The 20,145-nt window shown below is 63.5% G+C and carries 17 protein-coding genes and 1 pseudogene; 13 read left to right on the top strand and 5 right to left on the bottom strand.

Translation table 11 applies throughout. The annotated features are described in order from the left end of the window. The first annotated feature begins 9 nt into the window (after positions 1–9). The 3 genes from BIWAKO_RS02750 to BIWAKO_RS02740 all read left to right on the top strand — a co-directional run bounded on the left by BIWAKO_RS02750 (position 10) and on the right by BIWAKO_RS02740 (position 4,622). The gene (locus BIWAKO_RS02750; RefSeq protein WP_069877240.1) at positions 10–1,806 is read left to right on the top strand and encodes a NirA family protein; all 1,797 of its coding nucleotides are present in this window, start codon (positions 10–12) and stop codon (positions 1,804–1,806) included. Next, positions 1,803–3,395 carry a sulfite reductase subunit alpha gene (locus BIWAKO_RS02745; protein ID WP_069877239.1) on the top strand — a complete coding sequence of 531 codons (1,593 nt, stop codon included), beginning with the start codon at positions 1,803–1,805 and terminating at the stop codon, positions 3,393–3,395. Before BIWAKO_RS02750 ends, BIWAKO_RS02745 begins: the two co-directional genes overlap by 4 nt. A gap of 84 nt (positions 3,396–3,479) precedes the next feature. Further along, positions 3,480–4,622 (top strand): alpha-D-ribose 1-methylphosphonate 5-triphosphate diphosphatase, encoded by a 1,143-nt coding sequence (locus BIWAKO_RS02740; RefSeq protein ID WP_069877238.1) that lies wholly within the window; start codon positions 3,480–3,482, stop codon positions 4,620–4,622. Between the two features lie 18 nt (positions 4,623–4,640). Here BIWAKO_RS02740 and uxuA read toward each other — a convergent pair whose 3' ends face one another. Both uxuA and BIWAKO_RS02730 read right to left on the bottom strand, forming a co-directional pair. Continuing rightward, positions 4,641–5,837, bottom strand: coding sequence for a mannonate dehydratase (gene uxuA, locus BIWAKO_RS02735; RefSeq protein WP_069877237.1), 1,197 nt, complete (start codon positions 5,835–5,837; stop codon positions 4,641–4,643). A 53-nt stretch (positions 5,838–5,890) separates the two neighbouring features. Beyond that, positions 5,891–6,655: a GntR family transcriptional regulator gene (locus BIWAKO_RS02730; RefSeq protein WP_201788604.1), complete on the bottom strand. Its 765-nt coding sequence runs from the start codon at positions 6,653–6,655 to the stop codon at positions 5,891–5,893. A 65-nt stretch (positions 6,656–6,720) separates the two neighbouring features. Between BIWAKO_RS02730 and BIWAKO_RS02725 the strand changes: the two genes are divergently transcribed. The 6 genes from BIWAKO_RS02725 to BIWAKO_RS02700 all read left to right on the top strand — a co-directional run bounded on the left by BIWAKO_RS02725 (position 6,721) and on the right by BIWAKO_RS02700 (position 12,623). Next, entirely contained in the window at positions 6,721–7,914 is a 1,194-nt protein-coding gene (locus BIWAKO_RS02725; RefSeq protein WP_069877235.1) for an ABC transporter substrate-binding protein, read from the top strand. Between the two features lie 100 nt (positions 7,915–8,014). After that, positions 8,015–9,088, top strand: a complete 1,074-nt coding sequence (locus BIWAKO_RS02720) for an ABC transporter ATP-binding protein (RefSeq protein WP_069877234.1) — start codon at positions 8,015–8,017, stop codon at positions 9,086–9,088. Further along, complete coding sequence (locus BIWAKO_RS02715; RefSeq protein WP_069877233.1) at positions 9,085–9,972, top strand: ABC transporter permease; 888 nt, start codon at positions 9,085–9,087, stop codon at positions 9,970–9,972. The genes BIWAKO_RS02720 and BIWAKO_RS02715 overlap by 4 nt, the downstream gene beginning before the upstream one ends. A gap of 4 nt (positions 9,973–9,976) precedes the next feature. After that, a complete protein-coding gene (locus BIWAKO_RS02710) occupies positions 9,977–10,807 on the top strand; it encodes an ABC transporter permease (RefSeq protein ID WP_069882107.1) in 831 nt (276 codons plus the stop codon). Between the two features lie 128 nt (positions 10,808–10,935). Beyond that, complete coding sequence (locus tag BIWAKO_RS02705; protein WP_244523341.1) at positions 10,936–11,658, top strand: GntR family transcriptional regulator; 723 nt, start codon at positions 10,936–10,938, stop codon at positions 11,656–11,658. A 134-nt stretch (positions 11,659–11,792) separates the two neighbouring features. After that, positions 11,793–12,623, top strand: coding sequence for a class I SAM-dependent methyltransferase (locus tag BIWAKO_RS02700; protein ID WP_069877232.1), 831 nt, complete (start codon positions 11,793–11,795; stop codon positions 12,621–12,623). A 371-nt stretch (positions 12,624–12,994) separates the two neighbouring features. On the opposite strand, the gene BIWAKO_RS02695 is transcribed toward BIWAKO_RS02700, so the two are convergent. Beyond that, positions 12,995–13,243 carry a hypothetical protein gene (locus BIWAKO_RS02695; RefSeq protein WP_069877231.1) on the bottom strand — a complete coding sequence of 83 codons (249 nt, stop codon included), beginning with the start codon at positions 13,241–13,243 and terminating at the stop codon, positions 12,995–12,997. Positions 13,244–13,608: 365 nt separating this feature from the next. On the opposite strand from BIWAKO_RS02695, the pseudogene BIWAKO_RS02685 reads away from it, so the two are divergent. The 3 genes and pseudogenes from BIWAKO_RS02685 to BIWAKO_RS02675 all read left to right on the top strand — a co-directional run bounded on the left by BIWAKO_RS02685 (position 13,609) and on the right by BIWAKO_RS02675 (position 17,724). Beyond that, a pseudogene (locus tag BIWAKO_RS02685) lies at positions 13,609–14,773 on the top strand (IS3 family transposase). A 494-nt stretch (positions 14,774–15,267) separates the two neighbouring features. Beyond that, on the top strand, positions 15,268–16,227 hold the full coding sequence (locus BIWAKO_RS02680; RefSeq protein ID WP_069877229.1) for a calcium-binding protein: 960 nt from the start codon (positions 15,268–15,270) through the stop codon (positions 16,225–16,227). A 483-nt stretch (positions 16,228–16,710) separates the two neighbouring features. After that, positions 16,711–17,724 (top strand): class I SAM-dependent methyltransferase, encoded by a 1,014-nt coding sequence (locus BIWAKO_RS02675; protein ID WP_176733253.1) that lies wholly within the window; start codon positions 16,711–16,713, stop codon positions 17,722–17,724. A 116-nt stretch (positions 17,725–17,840) separates the two neighbouring features. Here the strand turns inward: BIWAKO_RS02675 and BIWAKO_RS35220 are convergent, their stop codons facing one another. Then, a complete protein-coding gene (locus BIWAKO_RS35220; RefSeq protein ID WP_141739961.1) occupies positions 17,841–18,755 on the bottom strand; it encodes a hypothetical protein in 915 nt (304 codons plus the stop codon). A gap of 399 nt (positions 18,756–19,154) precedes the next feature. Here BIWAKO_RS35220 and BIWAKO_RS35215 point away from each other — a divergent pair, with 399 nt between their 5' ends. Next, positions 19,155–19,592, top strand: coding sequence for a hypothetical protein (locus tag BIWAKO_RS35215; RefSeq protein ID WP_141739960.1), 438 nt, complete (start codon positions 19,155–19,157; stop codon positions 19,590–19,592). Between the two features lie 197 nt (positions 19,593–19,789). On the opposite strand, the gene BIWAKO_RS02665 is transcribed toward BIWAKO_RS35215, so the two are convergent. Beyond that, on the bottom strand, positions 19,790–20,134 hold the full coding sequence (locus BIWAKO_RS02665) for a hypothetical protein (protein ID WP_069877226.1): 345 nt from the start codon (positions 20,132–20,134) through the stop codon (positions 19,790–19,792). Positions 20,135–20,145: the final 11 nt, after the last annotated feature.

Below are 20,145 nucleotides of genomic sequence, written 5' to 3'. Positions count from 1 at the left end.
GGTGCGGCGATGAGCAACGATTTCACCCCGGACCAGAAGCGCTATCTCGAAGGCTTCATGAGCGGCATGCAGTCGGCGCGGGCGGCGCGTGGGCTCGGCCCGCTCGGCGGTGCGGGTGAAGGCGGTGCTTTGCCGCCGTCCGGGCCTGACAAGGAGCATGGGGAGGCCCAGGCGCGCACGGTCGCGGCCGGAGGCAAGCTGGTCGATCAGGAGAAATGGAAACAGGCGGAGCATCCGTTCGATGCCTATGCCCGCTTCAAGGAGCAGGCGTCCTCCGGCACCTATCCCAAACCGGAGGACAACTTCCGCTGGCGCTATCACGGTCTGTTTTACGTAGCGCCTGCGCAGAACAGCTATATGTGCCGCCTGCGGATCCCGAACGGTATCCTCAAGGCCTGGCAGCTCGAGGGTGTCGCCGATCTCGCCGAGCGCTATGGCGGTGGCTACAGCCACGTCACCACCCGCGCCAATCTCCAGATTCGCGAGATTTCGGCCGAGAACGCGCCGCTCCTGCTCGAAGGCCTCGCCGATCTCGGCCTGACGGCCAAGGGCTCGGGCGCTGACAATATCCGCAACGTCACCGGCTCGGCGACCGCCGGCATCGATCCGCTCGAACTGCTCGACACCCGGCCCCATGCTCGGGCCTGGCACCATCACATCCTCAACGACCGCTCGCTTTACGGCCTGCCGCGCAAGTTCAACGTCGCCTTCGACGGTGCAGGCTCGATCGCGACGCTGGAGGACACCAACGATATCGGTTTCCAGGCCGTCGAGGTCGGGGAGGGCGCTTCTTGTGCGGGCCGGCCGGTCGAGCCGGGCATCTGGTACAGGCTGGCGCTCGGCGGCATCACCGGCCACCACGATCTCGCCCGTGACACGGGGATCATTGTCGCACCGTCCGATGCCGTCGCAGTGGCCGAGGCGATCGTGCGCGTCTTCATCGACAATGGCGACCGCACCAATCGCGCCAAAGCCAGGTTGAAATATGTGCTCGATGCCTGGGGCTTCGACAAATTCCTCGCCGCGGTTGAGGAAAAGCTCGGCCGCACCCTGATCCGCGTCGAGACGGGCTTCGTGAAGCCGCGCCCGGTCTATGACCGCCTCGCCCATATCGGCGTCCATGTCCAGGCCCAGCCCGGCTTGAACTGGATCGGCGTGGCGCTCCCGGTCGGCAGGCTCACGGCCGCGCAGATGCGTGTCCTCGCTGCGATCTCGCAGCAATGTGGCGATGGCGATATTCGCCTGACGGTCTGGCAGAATCTGCTGATCTCCGGCGTGCCGGATGGCAGGGTCGACGACGTCCTCGCCAACCTTCAGGCGATCGGCCTCTCCGCCGAGACCTCGGTTCTCCGCGCCGGGCTGATTGCCTGCACCGGTGCGACAGGTTGCAAGTTCGCGGCCGCCCACACCAAGGAGGACGCGCTCGCTATCGCCGAACACTGTGACCGGCGCCTGACACTGGAGACCCCGGTCAATATCCATCTGACGGGCTGCCACCATTCCTGCGCCCAGCACTATATCGGCGATCTCGGCCTGATCGGCGCCAAGGTGCCCATCAACGAGGAGGGCGACACCGTACCCGGATACAACCTTCTCGTCGGCGGCGGCTATGGCGTCGAGGGCGGCATGGCGCGCGACTTCCAGGCGAATGTGCGGGCTGAGGATGCGCCCGCGCTGGTCGAGCGGATCCTGCGAACCTGGCAGATGCACCGCGCCTCGCCGGACGAGAGCTTCGTCGCCTTCGCCCGCCGCCACGAGGTCGCGGCGCTCAAGGAACTGGTCGACGCCACGGGAGATGATGCATGACCGTGCAGACGCGGAATCCGCTCGTCCAGGTCCTGCCGGAGACAGCGCCCTTCAGCGACGAGCAGCGCTCCTGGCTGAACGGTTTCTTCGCCGGCCTGCTTTCCCTCGACAATGCCGGGGTGACGGCGCTCTCCACAGCCGAGAATGCCGCCCTGATGAGCGGTGGCGCGGAGGATGACGGCGCCCCGTGGCATGACCCGGCCATGGAGATCGCCGAACGGATGAAGCTCGCCGAGGGCAAGCCGTTGCCGCGAAAGCTCTTCGCGGCGATGGCGCAGCAGGATTGCGGCCAGTGCGGCTATGTCTGCGAAACCTATTCGGCCGCGATCGCCGAAGGCAAGGAGCCGCGGCTCAACCTCTGCGCGCCTGGCGGCAAAGACACCTTGCGCATGCTCAAGGCACTGACGGAAACGGCGGGCGGCGAGCCCGCCGGGATTCCGGCTGAGGTCGCCATACCCGCTGCTCCGGCCGGTCCAGCAGGCCGCTCACGCGAAAACCCGGCCTTCGCCACCTTCCTCTCGCGTCGCAAGCTCAACGGCGAGGGGTCCGAGAAGGAGACCTATCATGTCGAGTTCGACCTGACCGAAAGCGGGCTCGACTACGTGGTCGGCGACGCCTTCGGCATCATCCCCGGCAATGACCCGCGTCTCGTCGATGCCGTGATCGGACTTCTGGGCGCACGGCCGGACGCCGATATCGGCGGCAAGACCCTGCGCGAGGTGCTGATCGCCGATGTCGCGCTTGGGCCCGCGCCGGATGCACTGTTCCAGCTGATTTCCTACGTTACGGGCGGCGAGACACGCCAGACGGCCAAACGCCTCGCCGCCGGCGAGGACCCCGACGGCGATCTCGACCGGCTCGACGTGCTCGGAACCCTGCACAAATTCGCCAGGGCCCGGCTCTCTGCCGAGGCCTTTGTCGAGGCTCTCGATGGTCTCCAGCCGCGGCTCTACTCGATTTCGTCGTCCTTCACCGACACGCCGGGGCGCATATCACTGACGGTCGACACGGTACGCTATGCCATCGGCAACCGGCCGCGCTGGGGCGTCGCCTCGACCTATCTCGCCGAACGTGTCAGCCCCGGCGACAGGGTGCCGGTCTATGTCCAGCGTGCTCACGGCTTCGGCCTGCCACCCGATCCGCGGATATCGGTCATCATGGTGGGCCCCGGCACCGGCATTGCTCCCTTCCGTGCATTCCTGCGGGACCGCAAGGCGACGAAGGCTCCGGGCAAGAATTGGCTCTTCTTCGGCCATCAGCGCCGGGCCAGCGATTTCTTCTACGAGGAGGAACTGAACGAACTGAAGCAGGACGGCATCCTGCACGGCTTGACGCTCGCCTGGTCGCGCGATGGCAGGGAGAAGATCTATGTGCAGGACCGCATGCGCGAGCGTGGGGCCGAACTCTTCGCCTGGCTGGACGAGGGCGCGCATTTCTATGTCTGCGGCGACGCCAAGCGCATGGCCAAGGATGTCGAGCGCGCCCTCGTCGATGTCGTGGCAGAGCACGGCAAGCGCTCGGCCGACGATGCGGTCGCCTATGTCGGTGCCCTGAAGAAGGCCGGACGCTATCAGGCCGATATCTACTAGGCTCGCCTGACCGGGGCCTCTGTCATCCTGCCGTCATGCTGGCCCGTCAAGCGCGCCCTCCCAGGGGCTGCGGCGGAGGCGGGCGTGTCAATTCATATCACGGGCGGAACAGTTCTGACCGCCGTGCTCACCCGTGCCGATCTCGTCACCGATGGATCGTCCATCGCTGCCCTCGATGCGTCTCCTCCTGCCGGCGCCTTGCGCCTGGATGCGACCGGCTTCCTCGTCCTGCCCGGCATGGTCGATTGTCATGGCGATGCCTTCGAGCGGCACATCATGCCGCGGCCGCGCGTCTCCTTTGATATCGATCTCGCCCTGCGCGATGCCGATCGCGCGATGCTGTGTTGCGGTATCACCACGGCCTTCCACGGCGTGACCTGGTCCTGGGAACCCGGCCTGCGCGGAGCCGGGAATGCGCGGCGCCTGATCGACGCGATTGCGCGGCTCGCGCCGGAGCTCGGAGCCGATACGCGCTTCCATTTGCGCCACGAGACCTTCAACCTCGATGCCGAGGCCGAGATCATCGAGTGGCTGCAGGCGGGGCGCGTCGGAGTTCTGGCCTTCAACGACCACACCGGCGGCATCCTCAAGGAGACGACCCGGCCGGACAAGGTCGCCAAGATGGTCGAGCGCACCGGCCTCTCGCATCACGACTTCATGGCCCTGGCGCAAAATGTTCATGACCGCGGCGACGAGGTGCCGGAATCGGTCGCGCGGCTGGCGAAGATCTCGCTGGCGGCCGGCATTCCGACACTCTCGCATGACGACATAAGCCCGGACATGCGGCGCTGGTATCGGGCGCTCGGCGTGACCGTGGCGGAATTCCCGATGGATGAGGCGACGGCGCGCGAGGCTGTCGCGCATGACGAGGCGACGGTGTTCGGAGCGCCCAATGTCGTGCGCGGCGGTTCGCATACCGGCTGCCCGGCTGCCGAGGACATGGTCGGCAAGCGGCTCTGCACCATTCTGGCCTCGGATTACTACTATCCGGCGCTGCTGCTGGCGCCCTTCATGCTGGCGCGCAACGGCACGGCGAGCTTTTCCGACGCCTGGAGGCTGGTTTCCCAGGCCCCTGCCGCAGCGCTTGGCCTGGCCGATCGCGGTATCATCGCGCCGGGCATGCGGGCAGACCTGGTCATCGTCGAGGACGCGCCTCAGCCGCGCGCCGTTGCGACGATCGCTGGCGGCAAGCTGGTGCAGCTCGCCGACCAGCGTCTTCTGGCCTGAGGAGCGCCCCTGACCTGATCAGGCGTCGTAGCCGCGCAGGCTGGTCAGCGCCGTCATGACGCCCCGCAGTTCCGCGAGGCCCCGCAGGCGGCCGACGGCGGGGTAGCCCGGGAAGCTGCCCTTGCCGACATCGTCGAGCAGCTCATGCCCGTGATCGGGCCGCATCGGGATGCGCCAATGGCGCCAGCCGGCGGCCTTGCGGCGCTGCTCCTCGGCCATCAGGGCATCCACGAGTGCCACCATGTCGGTGTCGCCGCCGAGATGCTCTGCCTCCATGAAGGAGCCGTCGGGATCCTTGGCGACATTGCGCAGATGCGCGAACCAGATCCGGTCGGCGAAGCGCCGGGCGATGCCGGGCACGTCGTTCCTGGGGTTGGCGCCCAGCGAGCCCGAGCACAGGGTCAGGCCATTGGACGGGCTGTCGACCGCATCGAGAATGAAGGCGATGTCGCTCTCATCCGAGCAGATCCGCGGCAGCCCGAAGAGCGGGCGTGGCGGATCATCGGGATGGATGCACATGCGGATCCCGACCTCTTCGGCAGTCGGGATCACCGCTTCGAGGAACCGCTTCAGATTGGCGCGCAACCCGTCATGGCTCATTTCATGATAGCGCGCGAGCATGCGCTTCAGGCCGGGCACGTCATAGCGATCATAGGCGCCGGGCAGCCCGGCCATGATATTGGCGAGCAGACGGGCGCGATCGGCTTCGGTCGAGCGCTCGAACCAGGCCCTGGCCCGGTCCATCACCTCGGCTGAATGGCCGTCGGCAGCGCCGGGGCGCTCCAGCATGAAATGGTCGAAGGCGACATATTCGTGCAGGTTGAAGCGCAGCGCCGTGCCGCCGCCGGGCAGGGGGCAGGCGAGTTCCGTCCGGGTCCAGTCGAGGACCGGCATGAAGTTGTAGCAGACCACCTCGATGCCGCAGGCGGCGAGATTGCGCAGCGACTGGCGATAGTTGACGAAGATCGGCTCCAGGTCGCCTTCGCCGATCTTGACGCTTTCATGGATCGGCAGGCTCTCGACCACGGACCAGCGCAGGCCGAGGCTCTTGTCCTTTTCGATGATCGCCTTGCGCGCCTCGATCTCCTCGACGCTCCAGACGACGCCATAGGGAATCTGGTGCAGCGCATTGACGATGCCTTGCGCGCCCGCCTGCCGTGCCTGGGCGAGCGTCACCACATCGTCCGGCCCGAACCAGCGCCAAGTTTGTTCCATCGTCGCGTTCCTTCCTAGTCGTTTCTTGTCGTGATGCAGAGAATGCGGCCGGTTCAGGCCTTGCGGATCGGTGTGTTCGCGACGAAGGCGTCGACATGGTTGCGCGCGATCGCCTCGATGGCGTCGAACACCGTGCGCAGATGCGCCCGCATCGCCTTCTCGGCGCCGAGCTCGTCGCCGGCACTGACCCTTGCGGCGATTTCGCGATGCTGGTCCATGATCATGCCGGGCCAGGATGCGGCCTCCAGCGACAGGCAGCGCACGCGGTCAAGCTGCGCCTTGACGCCTTCGATCAGACCCCAGACCGAGGGGTGGCCGGAAAGCCGGGAAAGCTCGGCATGGAAAGCCTCGTCGGCGCGGAAGAAATTGACGCGATCGCCCACTGCGAGCGCTTGTTCCTGCTGCGTGATCAGCCGTTCCAGCGCGGCGCGTCCGGCATCGTCGATCCGATGTGCGGCCAGCGTGACAGTGCGGCATTCCAAGGTTTCGCGCACGAATTGGCTGTCATAGACTGCCGCCAGATCGATCGGCGCGACGAAGGTGCCGACCTGCGGCACGACCACCAGGAAACCTTCGTCGACCAGTCGCTTGAAGGCCTCGCGCACGGGCGTGCGGCTGACCCCGAACTGGACGGCCATCCGCGCTTCCGACATCGCCTCGCCCGGCAGGAGCACCGCGTTGAGGACGTCGTCCCGCAAGGCGCGGTGAATCTGGTCTGTGCTTTGTCGTGCCGCTGCGCTGCCCATTGCCAAGCTCTGGTCCACTAGTATACTAGGATACCGGGCATTCCGAGGCGGCGTCAATGTGAACTTCGCCAAGGCTGACGCCGAAAGGTGTCTTGAAAGAAACCAAAAGCGGGAAATCCGTACCGAAGGGAGAAGTCATGGTCCAGGACAGCATTAATCGGCGCACATTTATTGGTGGTGTTGCCGGTCTCGCGGGTGCCGCGGCATATGCGCCGGGCGCCTTCGCGCAGCAGCTCAAGCTGCCGACCTCGCCGGTCGCGCTTTCCGTCGTCGATGTCGCCGGCAATCTGGCGCTGACGCAGAAGGCGATCGAGAATTACCGCAAGGCCAAGCCGAACCTGGTCTCGCGCATCACGTTCACCAAGGCGCCCGCGCCGGAGCTTCCCGGCAAGCTGAAGGCACAGCAGGAAGCGAACCGCGTCGATATCGACATGGTGCTGACCGGGACCGATGCGCTCTCGGCCGGTGTCGACCAGAAGCTCTGGACGCCGCTGCTGCCGCAGCTTGCAGGCTCGCTGCCGAAGCTCGACGAGATCTACCTCGAAGGTGCCGCGAAGATGCAGGGCCTCGCTAGCGGGCAGGGCGTCGTGGTGACCTATTATCCGTCCGGGCCGCTGCTCGAGTACATGCCCGACAAGGTCAAGAAGGTGCCGACGACGGCCGAGGAGCTGCTCGCCTATACCCGCGAGAACAAGAACCGATTCTTCTATGCGCGCCCCGCCAATTCGGGGCCCGGCCGGACCTGGATCATGGGCCTGCCCTATATCCTCGGGGATTCGAACCCGAAGGATCCGGTCAAGGGTTGGGACAAGACCTGGGCCTATCTCAAGGCGCTGGGCGAGAACGTCGAGTACTACCCGGCCGGCACCGGTGCGGTGATGAAGGAGCTCGGCGAAGGCTCCCGCGACATGACCGTCACGACCACGGGCTGGGACATCAACCCACGCGTGCTCGGCGTCGTGCCCAAGGAGGCCAAGGTCGGCGCGCTCAAGGGATTCCATTGGGTCACCGACGCGCACTACATGTGCATCCCGAAGGGCGTCTCGGACGAGAAGCTCGCGGTGCTGCTCGACCTGATGAACTTCCTGCTCACGAAGGAGCAGCAGGCCTACACCTATGACGAGGGCTATTTCTATCCGGGCCCGGCCGTGAAGGGCGTGACGCTCGACATGGCACCCGCCGAGAGCCAGGCGGCGATCAAGGAATACGGCCGCCCCGAATACGAGAAGCTCATCGCCGAGGCGCCGCTCGAGACGCCGCTCGATCCCGACCAGATGGTGCTCGCTTTCCGTCGCTGGGACGAGGAAGTCGGCGGCGCCAAGCGCAAGTGAACGTAACCCGCTAACGACAGCGAGCCGGCTCCGGCCGGCTCGCTTCGCCGTCACACTCCCTGACAGAACCCATCAGCCGCTTTCCAAAGACGTGACCTAAATGACGATTCACGCTGCGAACTTCCGCGAGCTGCGGCTCGACAATCTGAGCCGCGACTTCGGCACTCACAACGCCGTCAAGGACGTGTCGCTGACGATCAAGAAGGGCGAGTTCATCGCGCTTCTCGGTCCGTCGGGCTGCGGCAAGTCGACGACGCTGAACCTGATCGCGGGCCTGCTGCCAGCGACGGGCGGCGGCATCTGGCTCGATGATCGGCGCATCGACCCGCTGCGGCCCGAGGAGCGCGGCTTCGGCATGGTGTTCCAGAATTACGCCCTCTTCCCGCATATGAGCGTGAAGCGGAATATCGGCTTCGGTCTGAAGATGCGCGGCGTCCAGAAATCCGAGATCGAGCGGCGCGTCGGCGAGGCTGCAGCGCTGGTCCGGTTGCAGGGTCAGACCGAGAAACTGCCCGGCCAGCTCTCCGGCGGGCAGCAGCAGCGTGTCGCCATCGCCCGGGCCATCGTCGTCGAGCCGCCGCTCGTGCTGATGGACGAGCCGCTCTCCAACCTTGATGCCAAGCTGCGTCTCGAGATGCGCGCCGAGATCCGCCGCATCCACAATACGCTCGGTGCAACCACGATCTACGTCACGCATGATCAGGAAGAGGCGTTGTCGCTGGCCGACCGCATCGTCGTGATGCGTGACGGCCAGGTCCGTCAGGTCGGTGGGCCGGAAGACCTGTTCTCCCGCCCCGACCATCTCGATGTCGCCGAGTTCATGGGCTTCCGTAACAAGGTCGCCGGCCGCGTCGCCTCCGTCGAGGGTGAGCGCGCGACCGTCACTGTCGGTGACGCCAAGGTCGTTGGACGGGTGCGCGGCAGCGTGGCTCCCGGTGCTCAGGCCTGGCTCGCGATCCGGCCGGAAGATCTGCACCCCGCAACTGCCGGCAGCGCCGGGCTCAAGGCGTCCGTCGTCTCGACCGAGTTCCGCGGCCGCGAATTCGTCGGCTTCTCCCGCATGGCGGATGGAACCGATCTCTCCTTCCTGGCGCATGACCGCATCGCGCCGGGCGGCGAGGTCACGCTGGCTGCAGATCCCGATCGCGTCCTGGTTTTCGGGGGGGCGGCGTGAGCGCTACGACATCCATCCCCCTCAGCCAGAGGCTCGCCGCACGCGGCATCGATTCTCTGACCCTGCTGGTTCTGCCGGCGGTGTTCTTCCTCTTGGCGCTGTTCATCTACCCGTTCCTCTATGGGCTCGTGCTCTCCTTCACGCCCAAGGCCGGGCCGATGCTGGCGAACTACACGCGCTTCTTCTCGGATTCTTTCCTGTACGGGACGATTGCAACGACGCTCTGGCTGGCATTGCCGGTTACGATCGTGACGCTTCTGCTGGCGATTCCGATCGCCTTCCGCGTGCGGATGATGAAGCATCAGCGCCTGCTGACCACGATCCTCGTGATCCCGATCACGCTCGGCACGGTTCTCGTCGCGCAGGGCCTGTTGAATTATCTTGGCCCCCAGGGCTGGTTCAACCGCACCCTGCTGACCCTCGGGCTGATCTCGACGCCGGTGAAGCTCCTGCACAATTACTGGGGCGTCTGCATTTCGCTCGTCATCACCGGCTTTCCCTTCACGTTCCTGCTGACCCTGTCCTATCTCTCCGGTGTCGATCCGGCGCTCGAGCAGGCCGGCGCGACGCTGGGCGCCGGGCCATGGGAACGGTTCAAGCACATCCTGCTGCCGCTCCTGCTGCCGGGCCTGGCGATTACCTTCTGCCTCAGCTTCGTGCAGGCCTTTTCGGTCTTCCCCTCGGCGGTCTTGCTGGGGGCGCCGGCCGGGCCGACACGCGTCATCTCGATCGCGGCCTATCAGGCTGCTTTCGAGGAGTATGATTATTCGATGGCATCTGCCGTCGCGATGATCATGGGCGTGGTGCAGCTCAGCATCGTCGTCGTCGTGCTGGCCGCGCGCGGCATGCTCTACCGTGGCCCCGCCGGCGGCGGGAAGGGCTGAGATCATGGTCAAGGATACCCGCCTCTCCAGCAAGCTCTGGGCTGCCGCCAACTGGACGCTCATCGGCTTCTTCATCCTCAACCTCGGCGCGATGATCGCGACGGTGGTGACGAGTTCCTTCGCGACCCGCTGGCTTGGCACATGGTTGCCGGCCGGCTGGACCACGCGCTGGTATTCGGCCGCCTGGAGCGAGTTCCAGCTCTCCGACGTGCTGAGCGTGACCTTCCAGATCGTCTTCCTGGTCGTGTTCCTCTCGGGCCTGCTCGGCGTGCCAGCCGCCTATGCGCTGGCGCGGCGGGATTTTCCGGGCAAGAAGCTCGTCATGCTGCTGTTCCTGCTGCCGTTGCTGGTGCCGCCGATCACGTTCGGCATCCCGCTCGCGACGGTGCTCTACAAGCTCGGCCTGGCCGGCGGCATGTCCGGCGTGGTGCTTGCCAACCTGGTGCCGACCGTTCCCTTCGTCATTCTGGTGATGATCCCGTTCATCGAGCAGATCGACACCAAGATCGAGGCGGCCGCCCGCGTCTTCGGAGCGAACACCTTCAAGCTCTTCATTCACGTCCTGCTGCCCCTGCTGATGCCGGGCATTCTGGCTGCGCTGCTGCTGGTTCTGGTCAGGACGATCGCGATGTTCGAGCTGACCTTCCTGACCGCAGGCCCGACCAGCCAGACACTCGTCGTCGCCCTCTATTATGCGGTCTTCGCGGCAGGCGTGCGTGCAGTGCAGTCGATCGATGCCATGGCGGTGATCTACATGATCACGACGCTGATCTGGCTGGTGATCGCGCTGCGCTTCGTCAACCCGACGCAGATCGTCGCCCGGGCCAAGAAATAGGACGCCAATACGGAAGACGCCGGCCGCCTTCGGGTGGCCGGCCCCTGCGACGTATGGGCATGGCGACATCCACCATAGTGGTATGATAGACAGACCGCCGGATGGGGGATGAGCGGGACTCTCTGCCCATGACGATGGAACCCAGCCTCCGCCTCAAGGATTCGATCGCTCCGCATCTGGTCTCGTCCTTGCGGCGGGCGATTATCGCCACGCGGCTCAGGCCCGGTGAGGCACTCTCGGAAAAGGATATCGCCGGCCGCTTCGGCGTAGGCCGCCAGCCGGTCCGCGAGGCCTTCATCGAGCTCTCCGAAGCCGGCCTCGTACAGGTCCTGCCGAGCCGCGGCACTTATGTGATGAAGGTTTCGATGCGGGCGATCGCCAATGCCCGCTTCGTACGCGAGGCGGTGGAATGTGCCATCGCGCGCGCAGCCAGCGCTTTGATCACCGCGAAAGACGTGGTGCGACTGCGCCGGCTGATCGAGCGCCAGCGCGAGACGTCTGGGCTCGCCGATCGCTCCGCCTTCGCTGTGCTCGACGAGAATTTTCATCAGACCCTCGCCGAGATCGTCGATTGCGACTACGCCGCCCGCATCGTCGAAGGCGCTCGCGCCCAGACTGACCGCGTCCGCTATCTGTCGCTGCCCGGCGCCTCGCCGGTTCCGCTGCTCGTTGCCCAGCATGCCGCGATCGTCGATGCCATCGAGGCCGGAGACGCCGATGGCGCGGAGTGCGAGATGCGCAAGCATTTGCGCGAAATCCTCAACGCCTTGCCCCGGATTGCGCAGAACTATCCGGAGCTGTTCGAGGACGAAGTCATGCCGGCACATACGCAGGTGCTGCACAGGCCCTGATCGGCGCGCTGAGGGGGCGGGGAGTGCCCGAGGCCCGCGCCGATCGAACCAGCAACGTGATTCGGGATCGCCCAATGGTGCGCAGCCAGACCACCCGAAACACGGCGCGACCAGTGCGGGCTGATCCCGAGCGATTGCTTTCCGAGAAAGTGACCCTGACGAGGGAGCGGGAAACACTCCTCATCACCCTCTACGCCAAGGGCGAGGAAAGCCGCCTGCGGGATTCCCTGCTGAATGATCGCTTTGCCGCGAGCGCGATCCGCCGGATTGACTATGACTTCCGGAAACTGGGAGTCAGTCGGGACGACATGATCGCGCTGGCGATGCGGGCGCATATCTTCGATGGCTGGACCAGCGACTTCATCATGCGGCACTCCGATGCGACGGTGCTGCATCTCGGCTGCGGCCTCGACAGCCGGGTCTTCCGGATCGATCCGCCCGCAGGCGTTCGCTGGTTCGATCTGGACTATCCGGAGGTCGTTGCGTTGCGCCGGCGTCTCTATCCGGAAAGGCAGGGTTACACCCTGATCGGCTCTTCGGTAACGGAGCCGAGCTGGCTCGACGACGTGCCTTCCGGACGGCCGACAATGATCATTGCGGAAGGGTTGCTGATGTATCTGCGGCCGGATGCCGTGCCGCGGTTGATCAAGCGGCTGGTTGCGCATTTCGGGCATGGCGAACTGGTCTTCGACGCCTTCAGCCCGCTCGGACTATGGCTCGTCAGCCATCATCGTTCGGTCCGGGCGACCGGCGCCAGGCTGCTATGGAGCATCGACGATCCGCGCGAGCTCGAGGGCCGGATACCTGGGTTGAAGCTCAGGAACGACCTGACCGCCTATGATCCGCGCGGCTATGATCCGGCCCAGATTGCAAGGATGTCCTGGCCGGCTCGCCTGACCGTCCTGTTCCTTTCCGCATGTCCTCCTCTCGGGCGCATGGGCCGGCTGCTTCGCTACCAGTTTTGAGCGCGGCGCAGCGTCGGGCTAGTTCCATTAGCAAAACCGGTCGAAAACTGCCCGGTTTCGCGTATAAGGGCACGCGACGCACAACGCGCGTCGCCCACATCTGGATGAAATGCAGCACTATCACTCATATCGATTCACGGTTGCGCCGATGATGGATTAGCGCGACTGTTCTATATTATGAATTGAAATCAAGCGCTTAGTATTTTTGTTCTCTTTTGTTGTAGATTTGTTGTAACGAAAAGGCCCCGTGCGGGCTGTTTCCTGTCAGGTTCGCGTCGAAATCAGCCGCACGGGTTTTCGGTTCGGGCAACCCGCGGCCCGAAACAGCAGGCCAATTGCTGTTGTGCGCGGCCGTCACATCGCCCCACCTGCTACTCTGACCGCTTGCGCAGTGAGAAGCCGATCTCAGCCAGTGTACCGAGCGCTGCTGCAAGGAGGATAGTGTAAATCCCTTGATCAATCGCCTGTCCGGCGGTTTTGCTGCCTATGTAGCGAGCCGTAGCAGCTTCGCGAGCCTCTTTCGGTTCGATCGTGGCGACACCAAAACCCATCAGGACGCGAAGTAGACCAAACACAAGCGCCAGGCCGGCAAGGAAACGCGCCAATTTGGTGAAGAACATTGTGCTTCCTCTGCTTATAAGGGCACGCCCTAGCCACAATTTTCACCAGCGTCGCGACTAACCCGCCGCTCCTTGTACGCCTGGAACGCAATCGGCTCGATGATCGGGATGATCGTTTCGAGAAACTCGAACAATCGCACGGCCCAAAAGATAGTACATCGGCCCCTTCAACGAAAAGGCCCCGTGAGGGGCCTGTTTCATGTCAGGTTCGCCTTGAAGTCAGCCGCACAGGGCTTTCATCTCTCGCAAAGCCGCTGCGCGGCGCTTGTCTAGATATTCGGCCAGATCCTGAAGGTGGATGGCCTGCCCCCTGAAAAGTGGCCCTCCCTGAAGTAGGCTTTTTGAGCCTTTGGAGGATGCCCGCGATGCCGCAGAAGAAGCACAAGCCTGAGGAGATCGTCGCGAAGCTGCGGCAGGTCGACGTGCTGTTATCGCAGGGGCGCCCGGTCGCGGAGGCGATCCGGGCCATCAGCGTGACGGCGTTCACGTATTATCGCTGGCGCAAGGAGTTTGGCGGGCTGAAGTCCGACCAGGTGAAGCGCCTGAAGGATCTGGAGAAGGAGAACGAGCGGTTGCGCAAAGCCGTCTCGGATCTGACGTTGGAGAAGCTGATCCTCAAAGAGGCCGCCTCGGGAAACTACTAAGCCCCGCCCGTCGTCGCCGCTGCATCGACCACGCCATGATGAAGTTCGGTCGGAGCGGTTGGCGTGCCGGGTTCTGGGGCAACATCGATCTACGCATCGCAAGGTTCCGAAGGGCCGCACTGACGATGCGGCGCTGACCGCCGACATTGTCGAGCTCGCCACCCAGTATGGCCGTTACGGCTACCGCCGGATCGCGGCCATGCTGGAGACAGCCGGTTGGGCGGTGAACGTCAAACGTGTCGAGCGGATCTGGCGGCGGGAGGGACTGAAGGTGCCGGCCAGTCAACCTAAGAAAGGCCGTCTCTGGCTGAATGACGGATCATGCATCCGGCTTCGGCCGGAATATCCCGACCATGTCTGGTCCTACGACTTCGTCGAGGATCGCACCCACAACGGTCGGAAGTTCCGCATGCTGAACGTCATTGATGAGTTCACCCGGGAATGCATTGCGATCCGAATCGACCGGAAGCTCAAATCCACCGACGTCATCGACGTGCTATCCGATCTCTTCATCCTACGCGGAGTGCCCGGGCATGTTCGTTCGGACAACGGTCCCGAGTTCGTCGCCAGGGCGGTGCGGGAGTGGATCGCGGCGGTCGGCGCGAAAACAGCGTTTATCGAGCCTGGCAGTCCTTGGGAGAACGGCTACTGCGAGAGCTTTAACTCCAAGCTTCGTGACGAGCTTCTGAACGGCGAGCTGTTCTACAGCCTCGCCGAGGCCCGGATCGTCATCGAGGGCTGGCGTCAGCACTACAATACCCGGCGCCCACACTCCTCGCTCGGCTATCGGCCGCCAGCGCCGACCGCCGTGGTCTGGCCGGCCGCGCAAACCCAACCCGCTTCGCCGGCCATCTCAACCGTGGCCGCCAAGCCCACCATGCATTAGATTAGAACTGGGCCACCAAATGGGGGCAAGCCAACGCCCATCGTCCGGAAATGGCTGGAGCTCTGGTCGTATCCGGTTGGCGACATCGAGGGCTCTCTCGGTTTCGCGCTCGGGCTGGTCGGCATGACGGCCTGTGATGCGGTGATCCGTTGGGCTCGCCGCGTGCGTGACGCTGGGCCCTCGCTGCCCATGCCTCCGAAATCGGGCGGCTCATAGCCGCTCCGGTCTAGCGATCTGCAGCGGAACTATCAGGTACTGTCCAGCATTCACAATCGCAACAGCCGCTCGAAATCAATCCTCATCGCCATTCATCCCATTGATCGGCGCGAGATCGTTTGGGGGGCTACCAGTGAGAAACCCGTGTTATGGATGGCAACGTATCACAACAATCTGGCCTCAGGGCACAAGACCAGTCTGATCCCGACACGCTAAGACGCTCGCGCCGGCCTAGAGCACATCTGCTCCCAATTTGACCGCCGGCCATGGAGACGTAGATGGCGGAATTCAATTTCTTCGTGCCAGCCACGATGCTGGGCGGCGGGGCCGGCTCGGGGCCCGTCTACGGGCTGATCACTCAGGCAAGTAGCGGCTGGATCCAGGTGGACACCGGATGGGCGACGGACGACTGGTTCGGCTACGGTTTCACTTATTCCGGAACCACAGTCACCGGGGGAGTTCTGACTGCCTACTACGCCTCATCCTTTGGTGAGATTGACGTGGGGGTCAGTGGCCTGTCCGTTTCGGCAGCGGCGGTCGCCGCCCAGGTGGGCGCCGGCAGCACGGCCGGCGTCGGGCAGATCCTGGCGAGCGGAAATGACGTCATGACCGGGTACTCGACAGGCGCGGACGTCATGCTCGGTTGGGCTGGCAACGACCGTCTCTCCGGCGGCCAGGGCCACGACCACTTGTGGGGCGGAACCGGCGCCGACATCATTGATGGTGGAGCCGGCTTCGATTACGCCCGCTACGATTACGCCACTGAGGGCGTCTACGCCCGCCTCGACACGCGGCAGGGCTACACCGGCGAAGCGGCGGGTGATCAGTTCGTCAGTGTCGAGAGCCTCGTCGGGTCCGGCTTCAACGACGTGCTTGTCGGCGACGCAGGCTCAAACAACATCATCGGCGGCAATGGAGTTGACTACCTCTGGGGCCTTGGCGGCTATGACGCAATCGCGGGCTACGCAGGTAACGATTTCCTGTGGGGCGGAACCTCAGGCGACGAACTCTATGGCCACGAGGGCAACGACAGTTTTTACTGGGCCAAGGGCGATGGAAGCGATTACATCGACGGCGGAACCGACTTCGATGCGCTGTTCTTCACCGATCGGGCCAGCAGCGACTTGACCTACATTGGCATGCAGAACGGCGTGATCACTGCCCACTTCGGAACCGAACATCTGACATTCACGCATATCGAAGCCATCCAGTTCACCGACATGACCCAGTTCATTTGATCAAGGGCGCGGGGCGGCTCCGACCGCCCCTTCCTACCACAAGTCCACCCTCGTCATTCGCGCGGCGGTAATGCGAAACCCGGTGTTACGGATAGCCGAAATCCGGTTCTCTTGGCGTGGTTACAGATAAGCGGCTGGAGGCGAGCGGATCTTTAATTTATCTGTAATGACAAAAACTCTTCGTCAGCGTTTTGTTACAGATATCCGTAGCGACGCGCGCGTCGGTCTCCTCCTACCCGTAACAGCGAGGATTGGCCGTAAGCGGCTGTCGAGCGACTCCTGCCGCTCTATTTGACGCCCTCCCTGTTGAAACTGGCCCGCCGCTCCGAAAGGGGTGGCGGGTCTTTCTGTTTGGGCCGCTTCCGACCCGTCTGCGCTTCGAGCCAGCGCTTATGACCGGCAAACTGCGCTCCCGCTCCCGGTTCGCCTTCCGTGGCCATTGCCACAACTGCTTCTGGACATTAGCGCAGGATAGCGCACGGTTTGTGCCCGGCCGGCACCAAGGGGACGGTGCCGGCTAGTCCTCGTGGTGGGTGTCAGCCTTTGCCTGTGCAAACTCTGGCTCATTTGGTGGGCCGGCTGCCGGCGCCGCTGCGCAAGTCGTTGCGGCGCGCCATCGGGGGCCAGGGCCATGTCCAGCACTGGACGCACACGCTCTGGGCTTGGCACCGGGCCCGAGGCGACAAGCGTATCGACCGCATCGCTCCCGGGCTCGCCGCCCTGATCCGAGACGCCTGCGGCTCCGTCGAGGGGCATTCCTGCCTCGAATTCGGCAGCGGGCACCTGCTCTCGGAGGCGCTGGTCTTCTGGCTGGCCGGGGCGGCACGGGTCGTGGCGGTCGATTATCATCCCCTCCTGCGCCTGCATTTCGCGCGTCTCGCCTTTGCGTCTGCCGACCGCGACGCGCTACTAGGAGCTCTGGCGCCGGCAGCGCCGGCCGCGACCGTCACGGAAAGGATCGCCCGCCTCGATCAACTCGGCAATTGGACTCCGGAGGCGCTCTCAGAGCTGGGGATCGACTACGTGGCCCCGGTTGATTTCTCCCAGGAGACGGAATTCGCCGGCACCTTCGACCTCATCCACTCCACCTCCGTGCTTGAACATCTGCCGCTCGCCAACTGCAAGGCCATCATTGCCAACGTGCAGGCCGCGTTGCGCCCGGGGGGCGTTGCCCTGCATGCCATCCATCTCGAGGACCATCTCGATTTCCGGCGCAATCCGTTTGCCTTTCTCGCCGCCGACACCGACTGGCGGGAAAAAGACGCTGATGCGCGCGGCAATCGACTGCGTGCGTCAGACTGGCTGCGCATCTTCCGGTCGCTGCCGGCCGCGCAGGTCGAGATCCTGTGGGAGGTAGTGCGCGAAGACGCTCCCCTGCCGCGGCCTCTTGATTCTACGTTCGCGGGCTACGCCGAATGTGACCTGCGTACCGGCGGCATCATGCTTGCGGTGCGCTCCGGCGCCGGGACCGTTCCGGAGCCGCAGCCTGTCAACTGAAGAGCCGGCCTTCGCTTTGGCAGGGTGCGCGTGTCTTTTCGTGGCCCGGCCCCCGAAAGGGAGAGTTTGCAACTTGCCTCGGCGGGTACGATGCGAGCTGCCGCCCGTGCAGTTCTTTACGAACCGCGCTTTAGCTGCCTGGCCAATTCTGTTTCGATTTCGCGCGCGATCGGCTCTCTGTAATGAGTCCGATCGAAAAAATTCCGCGGGTCCGTTGTCATGACATTGGTACTCCTGCCGTCAATTAGAATCCCACCCCTTCGCGATTTGATGAAATCTCTCATCGCGCGCTTGCACAATTCTTCGGAGATCAATTCCTGACCTCCCTTGGAAAGGGTGTCTGCCCAAACCGGAAGTAATACCAGAGCCACCGCTGTATGTTCGGATGCGGACTTTAGCGCCTCACCCAACATTTTGAGAGATGGATATTGGCCCGACAGATTGATCGTGCTTATCCAAGGTTTTGCAAGCTCTCCAAATACCTTTTCTTCGTTCCATGTCAGGTCGAGTTCCAGATCCCAGAAACCACGAGGGTTTGGCGGTCGAGCGACTGTCTTTGATGACGCCCAAAAGCGTTGAAATGCTTGCTCTAAACCGTCGTATCGAAATGCGCTGGCGGCATAGGCAATCGGGCTTTCGCTAATGAGCCAAGTCGGCTGCGGCGGCTCTTCGATGTATCTGGGTGTGGTTCGACACCAAACATCGTCAATCCCAATGATGATAGCTTTAGGTGGAGTTTCTCGGTGGGTAAGAAACCACTTCAATACGGACAACTCTGGCGCGACTGACGCGCCCGGTAGCGTCAAAGCAACAAATTCAAGACCGGTACTTTCCGAGAGCCGCTGAGGCGATAACGGGGCAACGTGTGAATTTCCAATGATCACCGCGTTGAATTGCGGGTTTCGGCCAAGACTTGCTACGGCCATCCGATTTGAAATTGCTGACAATGGACGAGTAGAGAACAAGGAGAAGCGTCCGGTATCGTATGGGTCGGCAACCAAAACGAACACCCACAAACCAAAGCTTGTCATTATTATTATGGCAATAAGTTCAACGCTGAATGATCGCCAAGTTCGCATTCTGGATTCCCGCTTGTGGCCTTCTAGGTCCGCCAGATAGCAAAGCAACTACGCTAATGCCAATGTTGGCCGCCTTTCTTCCCGGCCGCTCGGCAGTTTCGTTGCAGCTCTTGCAAACGCTGGGCAGACGGGGGGGTGGCGGCCTGTGCGGAGAAATTCGGCGCCGCCACGACGCTGGGCGAGTTTTGGCGGCGGGGCGACGACGCAGGGCCATCGACGGGCGGGCATCGTGCCAGCGTCACCGGGCGCGGGAACCGGGACGATAGGTAACTGCCAACATGTTAAAGTGCGGCGCGTTGCACGGTGACTGCGCTTCTGCGCACACGCGAACTGCAATCGTAGGATGTAACGATGAAAATGCTATTTCTAGCCACGGCGACGCTTGCCGTGGTGTCTCTGTCAGTCCCGGCTAAGGCCGGTCCCCTGCCTTCGCAGCGCGAGCAATGGTTGAATACCCCGAACTACAGCCTCGAATGTGAAAATCAGGCTGGTCGTATGACCATTGATATCATGCCAAGCGAATGGCGGGTGCGGCTCACTAATCCTGCTGATGGCAAGGTATGGCTGGTGCCGATTGTTGAGGCATCTATCGGCTATAGAAGTTTTGCGGCCAGCAATACGTATAACCGCGGGAGACCCATGCCGTTCGTACAGTATATCAAGCTCGGTGCTGCTGACGGATACACCCGTATCATTAGTGATGACCATGGCCGCGTTATGTTCACTATCATGGGTACGAGCCCGAGCCCATTTGCGTCTGCGCCTATGAGCGTGATGTTATGCTCATGAGAAAGCTTCTAGGGGGATGTGCTGCGAACGGCCGCAATCTTCTCACCACAGAAGTCGTGGACTAATCCACATAGGGGTTGGCTGCGAGCCACTCCTCAAGCGCGGTCACCAGCCTAATCAACTCCGCTTCTTCGTCGGAGTTCTCAATGCAACCGGTTATCTGCCCGACGCGCTCCACGGCTCGGAACACGTCCAGTTCATTTAACAGCGGGGCGGTGCTTGGCATTCCATAGCCTGGTTCGCTCATCAAGATCGCGCAACTGCGCCCGAGCGCTTTCGATATCCTCGTCGGTCCACTGAGCCCGGTAGATCGGCCAGAGGCGTTTGAACTCTTCTTTCGCGGCTTCAAGGCTGGGGGAATGGCCTTGGAACATTGATTGTTGAGGCAGCGAACTAATCCCGACCGAGAAGAGCCACGCTGCCGGCGTCATCCCTGCGCTCAGGTGCGCGCGGCCAATATCCTCGCCGTTCTCGTCGATCACGACGTAATCGTCTTCCTTGTCGGGCCACGTCTTGCGCAGGGCGTAGGTGTGCGCCGTCATGGTCAGAACAG

The sequence above is a fragment of the Bosea sp. BIWAKO-01 genome (assembly GCF_001748145.1).
GTDB lineage: Bacteria > Pseudomonadota > Alphaproteobacteria > Rhizobiales > Beijerinckiaceae > Allobosea.
The sequence above is the reverse complement of the archived record's forward strand: the minus strand, read 5'-3'. Positions and strand labels throughout refer to the sequence as shown.